We start from the raw sequence: 15,076 nt of genomic DNA on the forward strand, positions 1-15,076 counted from the left end.
ATTCCTGAATGATGAACGCCGAAACGGATAAAAAGTTGCCCGGGGAAGGGCAACCTTTTATGCAGATTTAAATGAAGGGATTAATTTTTTGCGGTGGCGGTATTAGCCGCGGCTCGTGCGTCTACCAGCCAGCTGTCGTATTTCGCGTGATGGGCCGCGATCCATTCTTTGGCGTGACGAGTAATGTCAGCTGCACTTTTTTCACCATTGTGCATTTTGAGATTTTGCGCGCTTTCATCGTCAGTAGAGATCTGCATTTCAGACAGGAACTTCACGGCAGCCGGATTTTTCTCGGCGAACTCTTTGTTGATGACCGCTCTGACACTGTCGACCGCGAAACCAAGGTTTTTACCATTGAAGGTAGTGTTGACATCGTTTTTACCACCTGGAAGATCCGTACGTGGCACGGTTAACCAAACAACATCTTTACCTTCGATCAGAACACCGGAGATCCACTGAGGTACCCAGGTGTAATAGAGAATCGGCTTGCCTTCTTTGTAACGAGCAATGGTGTCGGCCATCAGGGCAAAATAGGAGCCCTGGTTATTTGTGACAGTCTTATCCAGGCCATAGGCTTTCATATGGTGGGCAATGATCAGCTCACAGCCCCAGCCGGGGTTGCAACCAGTCAGGTCCGCTTTACCGTCACCGTTACTATCGAACAGCTTGGCAATCTCTGGCTTTTTCAAATCATCGAGAGAGGTGATGTGATACTGGTCAGCCGTTTTCTTATCGATCATGTAGCCCTGTAGTACGCCCGGCATAATATTGCCGGTTTTCACCATCGCTTCATCACCGCCGGCCTTCGCGTAGAACGATTTGTGCAGTTCCTCCCACAGATGAACCGAGAAATCAGCGTCACCATTGGCAATCGCAATCATCATGGTGGAGTATTCGGTTTCCTTAGGCGTCTGAACGTCGTAGCCCAACTCCTTGAGACCCGCCATTGCAATCTCTCCGCGAAATCGCTCTTCGGCAATTGATGGGAAAATCGGGGTGATTGATACACCTTTTCCGGGCTCCTGCGCCGTGGCGGCTGATGCGAAAACGGGGGAGACCGCTAGTACTAAAAGCGCCACAGAGTGAATGAATTTCTGTTTTATTCCGAAGGTTGTGAAGTTCATTATCGTTTGCCTTGGCTGGATTAAAGAAGTTGGCATTTCTTTTGGTTCACGACGCGCCGCTTAGCGGAGTTAGCTTTCTTTAGGACTGACTTCTATTTTCATGACAGTGTTTTTTCTTTTCAGGCGATAAATGACGCCCGCCGGTCCTGTCTGGTACCAGTGTTCACCTTTGGTTGCCCTGTTACTGCGTTCGCCCATTGCCTGGGTCAGTCGGTCGAGGAAAATCGCCAGCAATACCAGACCCAATCCACCGACGGTTGCCAAGCCCATATCGAGGCGGCCAATCCCTCGAAGTACCATCATCCCCAGTCCACCAACCGATATCATTGAAGCGATCACCACCATGGACAGTGACAACATCAATGCCTGATTCAGACCCGCCATGATCGTCGGTGCAGCTAAGGGAAGTTGAACCCGCCTCAGCATCTGGCGTGGGGTGCATCCGAAAGCCCGTGCAGCTTCAACCTTGTCTTCCGGTACCTGGCGAATGCCCAGATTGGTGAGCCTGACCAGTGGTGCGACTGAAAAGATGATCGTGACCAGTACTCCCGGTACGTTACCGATGCCAAACAGCATCACCACGGGCACCAGATAAACAAATGCAGGCAGTGTTTGCATTGCATCGAGTACCGGGCGCAGAAGCATCTCCAGTCGGTCACTTCGGGCACACAGGACGCCCAGCGGAATGCCAATAACTGCACAGAAAAACAGTGAAGTGAGCACCAGGGCGAGGGTGATCATGGCGTCATTCCATACGCCGATCACTCCTAAGAGGGTGAGGGTGACGAAACAAAGTATGCCTATCTTTTTCCCTCCTATCTGCCAGCCGAAGAGCGTTGCAATAATAATGAATATTGACGGAGGAATAGCCAGTAATCCGAACTGAATACCATTAAGTACTTGGTCGATTGGCCATCTTATCGATCGGAAAACCTCGCGGAAATTATGAACCAGAAAGTTCAGGGCAACTTCTACCCATTGGCCCAAAGGGACGTTGATGGATTGAAAGGGGTCTAGGAAATTGAATTCGTTCATGTCATCACCTGAATGTCCGAGCCTGGCAAGCCAGCAAATAGAGCCTGTTAGTGTCGGCTCATTGTTTGAAGCAGTAGGCTCTTGGAGATCGTGCCTTTGAACACACCCTGGCGATCGAGCACGGCAACTGGATTAACGGCATCAGCAACGATGTGAAAGACGTCCTGCAGAAGTACATCGTCGCGAAGCGTAGGAGTGGAGTGATCCATGGCGTACGGATGCTCTGCGCAAATTTTGGCGACATCACCCGCCTTGAGGATCTTCGAGGCATCAAAGCCTTTGAAGAAAGCTCTGACGTAATCGTTCGCGGGGTTGCAAAGCAACTCTTGTGGGGTACCGATCTGTACCACCTGGCCACCTTCCATGATCGCAATGCGATGGCCGATGCGAATCGCCTCGTCAATGTCATGGGAGATGAAGATGATGGTGCGATGCTGTTCTGCCTGCAGGCGGATCAGCTCGCCTTGCATTTCGTGGCGAATCAACGGGTCGAGTGCCGAGAAGGCTTCGTCCATCAGCAGGATGGCGGGGTCATTGGCCAGCGCTCGGGCCAGGCCTACCCGCTGTTGCATACCGCCGGACAGCTGGTGCGGATAGCTGTAGGCGTGGCCATCGAGCCCCACCTGTTTGAGTGCCTCGATTGCACGTTTATGCCGTTCACTTTCCTCGACACCCGAGATTTCCAGGCCGAAAGCAACGTTGTCGATCACACTCATGTGGGGCATCAGGGCGAATGACTGAAACACCATGCTCATGTCTTTGCGACGAACGCTGAGGAGATCAGCATCTGACAGACCGGTGATTTCCTGGCCGTTGAGATGGATGGTGCCCGAGGTCGGTTCGATCAGTCGGTTGAACAGCCGAACCATCGTTGACTTTCCAGAGCCGGAAAGTCCCATGATGACGAAAATCTCACCGCGTTTTACGGAGAAACTGGCATCAAAAACGCCAACGACTTGACCGGTTTTGCTGAAAATTTCATTCTTGTCAGCACCGCGAGCCAGCATCTCCATCGCGAGCTTTGGCTGAGCACCAAAGACTTTGTAAATGTTTTTTACCGAGAGTATCTCGTCACCAAGACTCATAACCCCTCCTGCTGCAATTACGACATAAGATCAAGAATTTAGGTGTACGTGTCTTGATCAGTTAAGACGGTGCTTGTAGGGGCAGTCAAAATGGGGGACAGATTGGGAATTAGTCATTGTGACCATCCTCTTTATTATGTGATGTTTATTATTTTTGTTTTATCGGCGCTGAATTAAGCAGTTCCTTGAGAACCAAGTTATTACCTAATAGGGTCAGCGTCTAACAACATTTCTTCCCGCCAATCAATAACGTGATGTTATCAATCATTTAAATAGGCCAATTTGCGACTGCGGCAGTGCTAGTTGCGAAGACGACTGCCGCTGGGCCTGTCTTAGACCCACTGTTTCAGCTACGCTCCAGTGTAGGCTCTAGGTGGAACCCTTCGGCCGATCTCATCCCTAACGGCCCTCCGAAAGGCCCCAAACCGGATATTCAATACTCTAGGTTATGGTTAAGCACATCGATCCAGACATGACGCTGCTGAAAATGCCGTCTCTGAAAGCAGTGAAGTCATTCGTAGCCGCCGCCAAATATCAGAGCTTTACGCGTGCGGCTGAAGCGCTGTGCGTTACCCAAGCGGCAATCAGCCGTCAGATTCGGGAGCTTGAGGCGTACCTTGGGGTGGATCTTTTCAAGAGGGTGGGTCGAGCGGTCGAGTTGACGGAAGCCGGGTCCATCTTTTTTGATGCGGCACAGCTATCTTTCGTCAATATTTCCCAAGCGGCGGAGCGCATTCGCACCAACAATGCAGGCAAACGCACGCTGACGCTTTGCTGTTCTCCCGCGTTTTCAGCCCTCTGGCTCGCAGCGAAGCTGCCGGGGTTTTTTACCAAGAACGCAGACATCGACCTTAATCTGGTAACCACTCAAAACTTTTTGTCGATGGAGCCGGGTGTAACTCCGGACATCTTCATCACCAAGATGGCCAGGATTCAGGATGGGTATCGTAGCTATCCGTTGTTCCATGACGTCATCTACCCGGTGTGCACGCCTCGTTACAAAGCGGAGCACCCTGAGCTATCCAGCCTGGAAGGATTACGCGACGGGGTTTTGCTAAACCTCAGCCCCTATGGCAGATCCCAGGTAGCGGAGCACGTCGACTGGGGTGTTTGGCTGGCTTATCACGATGTTGATATCGAGAAGCGCCCCCACGACAGTCCTCACGTTTTCAACGCGAATGACTACAACCTGGTGATTAGCATGGTGTTGACACACCAAGGTGTAGCGCTGGGCTGGAATCACCTGGTTGCAAACCTGATCGAAAACGGCACGCTGATTCGTCCGATCGAAGAAGAAGTGGTTCTCCATGAAAGTCAGCACTATCTGACATTCCGTGAAGACCGGATCAATGATGACGCGTGTTGCCGGCTACGCGACTGGATTCTGGCCCAGTTTTCCAGAGCCGTTTAGAGGAAAGGAAGGCGGCCGTGATTGAGCAATCACTCGAGGTGCGGGGAGCTCCACCACCAACAGGTATTGCTCAAGGCAGAACTGAAGGGGATGCCGGTGGTGATCATTCATGATTCTCACCACCGGCAGTGTTGCACTTAGCCGACAGATCTTAACGGGATGGTGTCATTGAGCTGATCAAGCATCGTTTTGCAGTACCAATCATCAAATTGACACACACCAATTTCGCTGGCCACCGACAACGGGCCTGGCTCGTAAGCAGGGGAGCTGACCCCGACCTGTGCGCCTTCCACCAAGGTGCGATCCTGATCATTGGTTGCAAGCCAGACTTTGGTCAGGCGATCGATGTCGTAGTCGACACCTTCTTGCGCGTCCTTCTTGACGATCCATTTTGTGGTGACCAACGTCTCGCCCGGACCAATGGGCAGTACGCGGAAGCTCAGCGCGTGATCGCCCAGAAAGTGGTTCCAGGTTGATGGGTAGTTGAAATACAGCAGCGCACCGATGTTGGCTTCTCCGGTGGTGTCCAACCGGCCAGCGACTGCAGGCTTGCCATCCATTGTGTAGCTGACGGCCCCGGAAAACAGGGGGATGCGCGTCATTCGGAAACGACCTTTATCATCCATGACCAATCGGCTAGGCAGACCTGCCGCCTCGCAGCGATCCCAGTGCTCTTTGAGTTCGGGATCTTCATCGCCGCCGGCGCCACCCACCGATGGGTTGTCCACGAATGAGTGCATCAATTCCGGGTGAGTACAATCGCAGTGGTAGCACTCACGATTGTTCTCGAAAACCAGTTTCCAGTTGCCTTTCTCAATGATGTTCGACTCAAACGCGACTTTGCAGTCATCAAGGTTATGAGGCGCAACGAAAGGAGTAACGGCTTTTCTGAACGACGAAAAGTCTGGGGCGACCTCTGCAACGCACACATAGATGTACGTTTCGACGACCTCACAATGCACCGACTTCAACCCATGCTGAGACTTGTCGAAATCGTCCCCCATGTTCCCGGCGAAAAGCAGTTTGCCGTCCAGCTCGAATGTCCATTTGTGGTAAGGGCACACCAGTTTGGCAACTTTGCCGCTGGCTTCCGGGCACACCTTGGAACCGCGATGGCGGCAGGCGTTGTGGAATGCACGAATCTGCTTGTCTGCGCCGCGCACGATAGCGACAGGGTAGTCGCCGATTTGCAGCGACAGGTACTGACCTGACTTCTCCAGCTCAAATGTGTGCCCTGCGAAGATCCAGCTTTTGTGCCAGATCTGTTGCAGATCCTGCCTGTAAACGTCTGAATCGCTATAAAGGGCACCTGGCAGCGCGTGGTCAGGCTTGCGCTGCGCGATAAGATTTGAAACTGCCGATTTAGTGCTCACGGTCAACACACTCCAAAATACCAAGGGGGCGAAACGTTCAGCCTGCTCAGCGAGGTGAGGCCAAACGGTCTTGAGTTCGCAGTACCGTCTGAGGATGCAAGCCCATCAAACTGTGCTGCTTCTATCCGCGAACCGGTACGTTTTGCGACGTCCAGAAAGCGCCTTACGAAAAATGTGCCTTCTTGGATGGGGGTGCCATCCGTGCACTCATTTCGTTCAAGTCCTTACTCATGCAGACATTTCTGGAATGCCAATGTTTGCATCAATAGCTATATTTCTACATCACCTTAATTCGAGCCTGGGAAACCAGATCTTAATTAATGAGACGACTGTACGAGAAAATCTTTTATCCAATGTATCGGTAGAATATCGCTGTTGTAAGGCTACGACGGTAATCGTGCGTCAACAAGAAACATTTACTCTTATCAATGCATAAACAAATGTTATCGATTGATGCCGCCGCTTCGGTGATGATTTTTTATATTGTTGATTATTAAGGAAAATTAATTTTATTGGCTGAAGGATTTACCCTTTCAGAAAGGTATGCGGCAGCAATACACTCTATTGACCACCTTCTTGGCGCATGCGAGTCTGGATTCAGCAGTCCACCGCACTAGTTGGTAACACAGCCTCTGCAGGTCATTTGTGAAAGCAGAAAACTGCTCTTTACAGAGACTTTAAACGTCAGGGTCTGTGTCCCGTGAAACATGGGTTTTTTTATTGCGCCTCAAGGCATCAACGCTGACGCGCTCGTTTATCTTCCACCTGACTCGCATTCGGAGCATTTATCTTGAAATTTGAAGGTATTTATACGCCAGCAGTAACTCCTTATAACTCGGACGGGGAGATTGACTGGAATGTGTACTCGCAAGTTTTGGAGTCGCTGATTGAGGCGAAGGTGCACGGCATTATTATCGGCGGGTCGACCGGCGAGTATTATGCGCAGACCTCCGAAGAACGGACCGAGTTGGCGGCCTACGCCAAAGATGTGATCGGCACTCGGGTGCAACTGATCGTCAGTACCGGGGCGATTCGTACCGAAGATGCGGTTCAGTACGCCAAGGATGCCAAATCGATCAAAGCAGACGCCATTCTCGTCACGTCCCCGCCTTACGCGCTGCCTACCTCACAGGAAAACGCGATTCACGCGCTCACTATCGATCGTGCTGCGAACTTGCCGATCATGCTTTACAACTATCCGGGGCGGATGTGCGTTTCGATGGACGAAGAATATTTCACCCGTGTCAGCCAATCGAAAAACGTCGTCGCCATCAAGGAAAGTTCCGGCGACATGGGCCAGGTGCATAGGCTGGCCCTGCAGTTCCCCAACATCGCCTTGTCCTGCGGATGGGACGACCAGGCCCTTGAGTTTTTTGCCTGGGGCGCCCGCAGTTGGGTGTGCGCAGGTTCCAACTTCCTGCCCAAGGAACACGTTGCGCTTTATGAAGCCTGCGTGATCGAAAAGAACTTCGACAAAGGCCGTCAAATCATGTCGGCGATGATGCCGCTGATGAATGCGTTGGACGGTGGCAAGTTCGTGCAGTCGATCAAGTACGGCTGCGAAGTTGCGGGATTGAAAGTCGGTAACGTGCGCCTGCCATTGCAGCCACTTGAAGCGGACGAAAAGCAGAGTTTCGCGTCGGTCATTACTGAACTCAAACGTAACGTAGCCAACATTTCTTCGGGAGCCAGCCATGGGTGATCTTCTGAGCAAGGCCGAGTATGCCGCTCTGGCCAAAGACATTTCGTTGCCATCCAAGGCGTTCATCAATGGCGCGTTTAAACCCGCGATCTCTGGCAGAACCTTCGCCACGAACAATCCGGCGACCGGTGACTTTTTGACCGACGTTGCAGCTTGTTCGTCCGATGATGTCGACTTCGCGGTGAGCAATGCCAAGGAGGCATTTGAGGATGGACGCTGGAGATCAATTTCTCCTCGGGAGCGCAAAGCGGTTCTGTTGAAGTTTGCAAACCTGCTTGAAGGCCATCAATACGAACTGGCCGTCCTCGAAAGTCTCGATAGCGGCAAACCGGTCAGTGAATGTCAGTTGGTCGACATCCCGGACACCATCCACACGATCCGCTGGCACGCAGAACTGATTGACAAGATTTATGACAACACCGCTCCGGTGGGCAGTGACGCGCTGACCATGGTGGTCCGGGAGCCGATCGGCGTGGTGGGCTGCGTATTGCCCTGGAACTTCCCACTGCTGATGCTGGCCTGGAAAATCGGTCCGGCGCTCGCTGCGGGCTGTTCGGTCATCGTCAAACCTGCTGAACAAACCTCGCTGACTACGCTGCGTGTCGCTCAGCTGGCGTTTGAAGCCGGTGTACCCGCTGGTGTACTCAACATTGTCACCGGCACGGGTAAAGACGTTGGTGAGCCCATCGGTTTGCATAACGATGTCGACATGGTCAGCTTTACCGGCTCCACCGCGACCGGCCGCCGTTTCCTGCATTACGCCGCCGATTCGAACCTGAAACGCATCGTCCTTGAGTGCGGCGGAAAAAATCCGGCCGTGGTGATGGACGATGCCCAAGACCTGGATCTCGTCGCTCAGCATGTCGTCAACGGCGCGTTCTGGAACATGGGCGAAAACTGCTCCGCGACTTCACGTCTGATCGTCCATGCGTCGGTTAAAGACGAGCTGCTGGAGCGCATGGGTGCCTACATCCGCGAATGGAAGATGGGTGATCCACTCGATCCGCAGAATCGCGTAGGGTCGCTGGTCAGCCCAGAGCATTTCGCAAAAGTGAAGTCGTACCTTGAGCACGCCGCTGCCGGAAAGCTTCAAGTTGTTTACGGTGGCGCGACCAAAGACGGAGCCTTTGTAGAGCCAACGGTGATTGACGGTGTTGGTCGAGACAACCGGCTGTTCCAGGAAGAGATCTTCGGCCCGATCCTTTCGGTCACCACGTTCAACACGATCAGCGAAGCCATTGCGTTGGCCAATGACACGGTCTACGGCCTGGCCGCCTCGGTATATACCGGCAGTCTGCGGCAGGCAATCAAGTTGTCGCGGGAAATTCGCGCGGGCATCGTTACCGTGAACTGCTTTGGTGAGGGCGACGCATCGACACCATTCGGTGGCTACAAGGAGTCGGGCTTCGGCGGTCGGGACAAATCCATTTTCGCCCATGACCAGTACACCGAAATCAAAACCATCTGGATCGATGTGTCTGATCGGTCGGACGAAGAGACCGAAAAATGAGCAGCCATACCATCAAGCGCCTGCCGGTAGACACCGGGGTTTCAGGTTGGGAGGCGATTTCCGCACGCACTGCGCCTGTCCGCATGCTTGATGGAAACGTGACGGCGGATTGGCTGATTATCGGTGCCGGTTTTGCTGGCCTGTCCGCTGCTCGCAGGCTTTCACAGTTACACCCGGGTGACAGCATTGTTGTGGTCGATGCTCATGAAGTCGCCAAAGGGCCGGCGGGCAGAAACTCTGGTTTCATGATCGATGTGCCGCACAGTCTGTCGTCCGGGGAATACTCCGTGGCGAGCGAGTCTGCAACGGCCCTGGAAATCACGCAAAATCGTTTTGCGATTGCATTTGCCGCTGAAGCTGCGCGGGAGTACGGCATGTCCGCCGACACCTTCGACCCTTCAGGGAAGATCAACGCGGCCGCCACTGAGCGGGGATTGAAGCTGAACGTCAATTACGCCAAATCCCTTGAGCGCATTGGCGAGAAGTTCGAGATGTTTGATGCCGCGCAAATGCGTGAAATCACCGGGTCCACCTATTACCACGGTGGGATCTACACTCCCGGCGCGGTGATGATTCAACCCGCGCAATACATTAGAGACCTGGCAGCAGGGCTCGACGGGAAAATCACGCTGTTCGAGCGCTCTCCGATTATTGAGTTGACCAAACAGGGAAGCGGTTGGAGCGCTCGATCTCATAACGGTACGGTGCACGCACCCAAGGTCATCCTGGGGGTTAACGGGCACATTGAAAACTTCGGCCATTATCAAGGACGCCTGCTGCACGTCTTCACTTACGCGTCCATGACGGCGGCGTACAGTGATGATGAATTCAGGAAAGAGGTACCGGGCAAAGCCAAGTGGGCGTTGCTGCCGGCTGATCCTATGGGAGCGACCGTTCGCAAGATCTGTTCAGACGGTCTCTCGCGAATTGTCATTCGGACAAAGTTCACCTATGAACCAAGCATCCAAGTCACTCCAGAGCAGGTAGCTGCGGTGGCTAAGGAGCAGCGTCACTCCCTGGATGCGCGCTTTCCCGAGCTGAAATCCACGGCGTTGGAATTCAGTTGGGCCGGCCGCCTGTGCCTAAGTCGTAACAGTGCTGCGGCATTTGGCGAGATTGAAGAAAACCTGTACTCGGCTTGCTGCGAAAATGGACTGGGTACTGTGAAAAGCACCCTGGCAGGTGTGATGGCTGCGGAGTTGGCATCGGGTGTGCGTTCGGAGTTTCTCGATAGCTTCAGTCATGCACCAGGTCCCAGCAAGCTACCACCCAAACTAATAACGAAACTGGGCGTCAGTTCGGTCATTCGCTGGCATGAGTTTTGGGCCGGGCGAGAAGGTTAACAAATTTAAGATGTCGGACTTTCCAATAAAGGCCGTTTAACAAGTCACTAATAAGAACGGAATAATCCATGAGAAATATCTGGAAGGCATTCTGCGCGCTCGCGCTTGTGGGCGTGATGAGTTTTGGTTACCGGCCTTCGAGAGAAATGCGAATGGCGAAGTAAAAAACACGCCGTTGCTGAAATTTTAAGGAGGAGGGCATGGCCGAGTTGCGATTGAAGAGCGACCGAACAAAAAATACTGCGCGCACTGTCGCCGCTAATCCTGGGGTCGCGAGGCCACAACTCGGGATCTTTCTATGCCTGCTTTCAATGCTTATCTTTGCGAGCCAGGACGGAATAACCAAGGTGCTTGTCAAAGACTTCCCGGTCGCCCAACTGGTCATGATGCGCTATTGGGTGTTTGTCGTTTTTGCACTCGGATATGCCGCCTGCCACGGTAGGGCAAAAGCGTCGTTTCGCAGTAAGCACCCCTGGCTGCAAATCATTCGAGCGTTGCTGGCTGTGGGTGAAACCGTACTGTTTGCAGTGGGGCTACGATATTTGGGCCTGGCCGAAATGCATGCACTCTATGCCGTATTTCCGCTGATGACACTGGCATTGGCGGGATCGGTGCTTGGGGAGTTCATAGGGCTGCGGCGCTGGGTTGCTGCGGCGATAGGGTTCACCGGCACACTGATCATTCTCCGACCAGGCGCGGGCGTCTTTGAACTCGCGGCGCTGATCCCCCTGCTGGCTGCTTTGGCGTTCGCGGTGTTCAACGTACTGACGCGCCGGATTAGCCAGCACGACTCCTTCGCAACGAACATGCTCTACATGGCAAGTGTGGGTGCCCTGACGGTCACATTTGCGGGGCTGCCTGCATGGGTGACTCCGACTCCAGTCCAGGGCCTCTTGATGGGGATCCTGGCATTGACCGGAGTAGTCGCACAGATTCTCTTCATTCAAGCACTGAAATACGCGACCGCTTCTTCCCTGCAGCCGTTCAACTATGCGCTTCTGGTGTTCGCCACGTTGATTGGTGTGATCGTGTTTGCCGAGCGCCCGGACACCTGGGTGGTTGTCGGTGCAGCGTTGGTGATTATTGGGGGGCTGTATGCGATTAAGGCAAAGGCGTGAACGTACCTGAGTGTATGAAGTAATCAATGCGTGGTTGGTTTTCAGGACGGGACACGGCGATAAAAAAGGGCAGCTCAACGCTGCCCTTTTCCCAACCTACCCCTTAGGCCGCGCTAAACAGCTTGTGCGGGTCCATGACGAATTTCTTCGGCACCCCGGCGTCGAACTCGTGGTAACCGCGCGGCGCGTCGTCCAGGCTGATCACTTGCACGCCGACGACCTCGGCAATGTGAATGCGGTCCCACATGATCGCCTGCATCAGCTGGCGGTTGTACTTCATCGTCGGGGTCTGGCCGGTGTGGAAGCTGTGGGACTTGGCCCAGCCGAGGCCGAAACGGATGTTCAGGCTGCCATGCTTGGCGGCTTTGTTGACCGCACCCGGGTCTTCGGTGACATACAGACCGGGGATACCGATATTGCCGGCGACCCGCACCACGCCCATCAGGGCGTTGAGCACTTCGGCCGGGGCCTCGTGCTGTGCGCCGTCATGGCCGTGGCCTCGGGCTTCGAAGCCGACCGCATCGACCGCACAATCGACTTCCGGCTCACCGAGCAGGTCGGCGATTTGCTCGTGCAGTGGAGTGTCCTTGGTCAGGTCGGCGATCTCGAAGCCCTGGGCCTTGGCATGCGCCAGACGCAGCGGATTGACGTCGCCGACGATCACTACCGCCGCACCCAGTAGACGGGCGGAGGCGGCGGCAGCCAGTCCGACCGGACCGGCGCCGGCGATATACACCGTGCTGCCAGGGCCGACACCGGCGGTCACCGCGCCGTGGTAGCCGGTCGGCAGGATATCGGAGAGGCAGGTCAGATCGCGGATTTTCTCCATTGCCTTGTCGCGGTCGGGCAGCTTCAGCAGGTTGAAGTCGGCATACGGCACCAACACGTATTCGGCCTGGCCGCCAACCCAGTCGCCCATGTCCACATAGCCATAGGCACCGCCAGGGCGCGCCGGGTTGACCGTCAGGCAGACGCCGGTGTGCTGCTCCTTGCAACTGCGACAACGGCCGCAGGCGACATTGAACGGCACCGAGACCAAGTCGCCGATCTGCACGTTTTCAACGTCGCGGCCCTTCTCGATCACCTCACCAGTAATTTCATGGCCAAGCACCAGCCCGACCTGGGCTGTGGTCCGGCCACGCACCATATGCTGGTCGGAGCCGCAGATATTGGTCGAGACCACGCGCAGAATCACGCCATGGTCAATGCGCTTGCCGCGCGGGTCTTGCATTTTCGGATAGGGGATGGTCTGCACCTCGACCTTGCCAGCGCCGAGATACACGACACCACGATTACCAGACATGATTTCACCTCGCTTTTGTTGTTGTGAGAACACGGCCCTTGTACTAGGAAGGGTCGCGCGGCCTTACAGTGCGGCGGTATATGTCTTGCGTTTGCGCGTGAGTGCAGATTGATTGGAAGTCACCTTCCAACGACGCGTGATTAGCCGTCAGCGTATCGATCCTACGCCTGGTATCAGCACCCGGCGAGAGCATTTAGCACCCGATCACCACCAGTTTCAGGACTCTCAACCGCCAGTCTTACTGGAGGTATGCATCGCTCCGTACCGAGTGCGTCTATGATTCAGCCTGGATCGTTTATGAAGACGCAGTACTTACCATCAGGATCAGCGCCTGTACCCCCAGATATCCACCTGCAGTGCTCGGTGTGAGTTGTGTGTTGAGTCTCTCTTTCCCCTCAATTTCCATGGATTCAGGGGCTAACCCTGGACGACAGGAGCAAAATGCAATGGTTGCGGACTGGAGTGATCAGGTAGCGCTTGTCAGTGGCGCCGGCAGTGAACGTGGAATTGGCTTTGCGATTGCGAAGCGTCTGGGCAGCCTCGGCGTGAGGTTGATCATCACAGGCAGCAGCGCTCGCATCCATGATCGAGTGGAGGAGTTACGCGTCGCAGGGTTTGAAGTGCACGGGCGTGCGGCTGACTTGAGCGAAGAGGATCAAGTCCTTGAGTTGACCACCTGGGCTGAATCGATATGGGGAAGAATCGATATTCTTGTGAACAATGCCGGCATGGCCGCCCAGGGTCATCCGGAGCCTTTTGCCGATCTGGCGGATATGAGTGTCGATAACTGGAATCTTTCAATTGCTCGAAATCTGACAACCGCCTTTCTGTTGACCCGTGGAATTTTGCCGGGGATGCGTAACAGACGTTACGGCCGTATCGTCAATGTCAGCTCCACGACTGGCACTCGAGCCGGTAATCGGGGAGAGGCGGCTTATGCCGCGGCAAAAGCCGGAATGGTGGGTATGAACATGAGCCTGGCCCTTGAGGTCGCGGGCTATGGAATCACTGTGAACTCGGTCGCACCTGGATGGATCGCCACAGGGTCAAGCACTCCAGAGGAAGAGAATGCAGCGAAGTATGTCCCGGTTGGCAGGGCAGGTCGCCCAGAAGAAGTGGCTGCTGCCGTTACATTCCTGGCCTCACCTGAGTCCAGTTACATCACTGGGGAGTTGCTGGTGATCGATGGTGGCAATTGCCTGATAGAGAACAAAGCCCCCAAGTAATGAATGCGTTGCCCGCCGCAAGAAAATGCAACGGAGGAGAGTAAGTGACTCCCTCCGTTGCAATTCAGGCTGATTCGATCAAAACGGCAGTGGCAGTTTTGCCGTGCGACCTCCGTCCACCACCAGGACCTGCCCGGTGATAAAGGCCGATGACTCCGAGGCCAGAAAAACGACTGTCCCGCCAACATCCGCCGGCAATCCGGTACGCCCGACCGGATGAAGGCGCAGGAGTGCCTGGCGCGCCGCACGCGGATCAGTTTGAGCGGCGAGGTACGCATCACTCAACTCGGAATTGATCCACCCTGGAGCAATGGCATTGCAGCGGATCCCGTCCCGGCCGAGATCGATTGCCAAGGCTCGGGTCAGCCCATGGATGCCGGCCTTGGAGGCACAGTACGCGGCATGTTCAGGGTTGGCGCCTATCCCTTCGATCGACCCGATATTGATAATGCTGCCGCCGCCTCGCAGACGCATCTGTGGCACCAACGCCTTGCACAAGAATGCTGGCGCCCGCAGATTGACTGCCATCATGCGATCCCAGTCCTGCTCGGTCATATCATCAATGGATTTCTCGAACATGAACCCGGCGTTGTTAACCAGGACATCGATTCCGCCAAGCTGCTCCTGGGCGAACTGGGCAATCAAATTGGGTGACTCCATCGAGGCGAGATCAGCCTCGACGAAATAGACTTGAGGGTGATTTTGCAAGTCGGCGTCCAGTGCCTGACGCTGAGCGATCAACACAGAAGCTCCCGCCTCAAGCAATTGTTCGGTGATGCCTCGGCCAATCCCTCTGCCGCCCCCGGTCACCACTACATTTTTACCGTTGAGCATCGCTACCTCTCC

The 15,076-nt window shown here is 54.6% G+C and carries 12 protein-coding genes; 6 read left to right on the plus strand and 6 right to left on the minus strand.

Features of this window, described 5'->3' with window-relative positions:
• Positions 1-80: 80 nt before the first annotated feature.
• The 3 genes from proX to IB252_RS07540 all read right to left on the minus strand — a co-directional run bounded on the left by proX (position 81) and on the right by IB252_RS07540 (position 3,244).
• Complete coding sequence (proX, locus tag IB252_RS07530; protein WP_165933957.1) at positions 81-1,124, minus strand: glycine betaine/L-proline ABC transporter substrate-binding protein ProX; 1,044 nt, start codon at positions 1,122-1,124, stop codon at positions 81-83.
• Positions 1,125-1,193: 69 nt separating this feature from the next.
• On the minus strand, positions 1,194-2,198 hold the full coding sequence (gene proW / locus IB252_RS07535; protein WP_223527127.1) for a glycine betaine/L-proline ABC transporter permease ProW: 1,005 nt from the start codon (positions 2,196-2,198) through the stop codon (positions 1,194-1,196).
• A gap of 8 nt (positions 2,199-2,206) precedes the next feature.
• Positions 2,207-3,244: a quaternary amine ABC transporter ATP-binding protein gene (locus tag IB252_RS07540; protein ID WP_192407880.1), complete on the minus strand. Its 1,038-nt coding sequence runs from the start codon at positions 3,242-3,244 to the stop codon at positions 2,207-2,209.
• Between the two features lie 448 nt (positions 3,245-3,692).
• Here IB252_RS07540 and IB252_RS07545 point away from each other — a divergent pair, with 448 nt between their 5' ends.
• A complete protein-coding gene (locus IB252_RS07545) occupies positions 3,693-4,655 on the plus strand; it encodes a LysR family transcriptional regulator (protein ID WP_192407882.1) in 963 nt (320 codons plus the stop codon).
• A gap of 137 nt (positions 4,656-4,792) precedes the next feature.
• On the opposite strand, the gene IB252_RS07550 is transcribed toward IB252_RS07545, so the two are convergent.
• The gene (locus IB252_RS07550) at positions 4,793-6,028 is read right to left on the minus strand and encodes an aromatic ring-hydroxylating oxygenase subunit alpha (protein ID WP_192407884.1); all 1,236 of its coding nucleotides are present in this window, start codon (positions 6,026-6,028) and stop codon (positions 4,793-4,795) included.
• Between the two features lie 790 nt (positions 6,029-6,818).
• On the opposite strand from IB252_RS07550, the gene IB252_RS07555 reads away from it, so the two are divergent.
• The 4 genes from IB252_RS07555 to IB252_RS07570 all read left to right on the plus strand — a co-directional run bounded on the left by IB252_RS07555 (position 6,819) and on the right by IB252_RS07570 (position 11,701).
• A complete protein-coding gene (locus tag IB252_RS07555) occupies positions 6,819-7,730 on the plus strand; it encodes a dihydrodipicolinate synthase family protein (protein WP_192407886.1) in 912 nt (303 codons plus the stop codon).
• Positions 7,723-9,240 (plus strand): aldehyde dehydrogenase, encoded by a 1,518-nt coding sequence (locus IB252_RS07560; RefSeq protein WP_192407888.1) that lies wholly within the window; start codon positions 7,723-7,725, stop codon positions 9,238-9,240. Before IB252_RS07555 ends, IB252_RS07560 begins: the two co-directional genes overlap by 8 nt.
• Entirely contained in the window at positions 9,237-10,583 is a 1,347-nt protein-coding gene (locus IB252_RS07565; RefSeq protein WP_192407890.1) for an NAD(P)/FAD-dependent oxidoreductase, read from the plus strand. Before IB252_RS07560 ends, IB252_RS07565 begins: the two co-directional genes overlap by 4 nt.
• A gap of 200 nt (positions 10,584-10,783) precedes the next feature.
• On the plus strand, positions 10,784-11,701 hold the full coding sequence (locus tag IB252_RS07570; RefSeq protein ID WP_192407892.1) for a DMT family transporter: 918 nt from the start codon (positions 10,784-10,786) through the stop codon (positions 11,699-11,701).
• 103 nt (positions 11,702-11,804) lie between these two features.
• Here the strand turns inward: IB252_RS07570 and fdhA are convergent, their stop codons facing one another.
• Complete coding sequence (fdhA, locus tag IB252_RS07575; RefSeq protein WP_102614267.1) at positions 11,805-13,004, minus strand: formaldehyde dehydrogenase, glutathione-independent; 1,200 nt, start codon at positions 13,002-13,004, stop codon at positions 11,805-11,807.
• Positions 13,005-13,450: 446 nt separating this feature from the next.
• Between fdhA and IB252_RS07580 the strand changes: the two genes are divergently transcribed.
• A complete protein-coding gene (locus IB252_RS07580) occupies positions 13,451-14,230 on the plus strand; it encodes an SDR family NAD(P)-dependent oxidoreductase (protein ID WP_192407894.1) in 780 nt (259 codons plus the stop codon).
• Between the two features lie 78 nt (positions 14,231-14,308).
• Here the strand turns inward: IB252_RS07580 and IB252_RS07585 are convergent, their stop codons facing one another.
• Positions 14,309-15,064, minus strand: coding sequence for an SDR family NAD(P)-dependent oxidoreductase (locus IB252_RS07585; RefSeq protein ID WP_192407896.1), 756 nt, complete (start codon positions 15,062-15,064; stop codon positions 14,309-14,311).
• Positions 15,065-15,076: the final 12 nt, after the last annotated feature.

Source organism: Pseudomonas sp. PDM10 (assembly GCF_014852295.1).
In the GTDB taxonomy this organism is placed as follows: Bacteria; Pseudomonadota; Gammaproteobacteria; order Pseudomonadales; family Pseudomonadaceae; genus Aquipseudomonas.

Coding starts and splice junctions, on each gene's coding strand:
- proX (WP_165933957.1), bottom strand. CDS start 1,124: ATGAACTTCACAACCTTCGGAATAAAACAGAAATTCATTCACTCTGTG.
- IB252_RS07540 (WP_192407880.1), bottom strand. CDS start 3,244: ATGAGTCTTGGTGACGAGATACTCTCGGTAAAAAACATTTACAAAGTC.
- IB252_RS07545 (WP_192407882.1), top strand. CDS start 3,693: ATGGTTAAGCACATCGATCCAGACATGACGCTGCTGAAAATGCCGTCT.
- IB252_RS07560 (WP_192407888.1), top strand. CDS start 7,723: ATGGGTGATCTTCTGAGCAAGGCCGAGTATGCCGCTCTGGCCAAAGAC.
- IB252_RS07565 (WP_192407890.1), top strand. CDS start 9,237: ATGAGCAGCCATACCATCAAGCGCCTGCCGGTAGACACCGGGGTTTCA.
- IB252_RS07570 (WP_192407892.1), top strand. CDS start 10,784: ATGGCCGAGTTGCGATTGAAGAGCGACCGAACAAAAAATACTGCGCGC.
- fdhA (WP_102614267.1), bottom strand. CDS start 13,004: ATGTCTGGTAATCGTGGTGTCGTGTATCTCGGCGCTGGCAAGGTCGAG.
- IB252_RS07580 (WP_192407894.1), top strand. CDS start 13,451: ATGGTTGCGGACTGGAGTGATCAGGTAGCGCTTGTCAGTGGCGCCGGC.
- IB252_RS07585 (WP_192407896.1), bottom strand. CDS start 15,064: ATGCTCAACGGTAAAAATGTAGTGGTGACCGGGGGCGGCAGAGGGATT.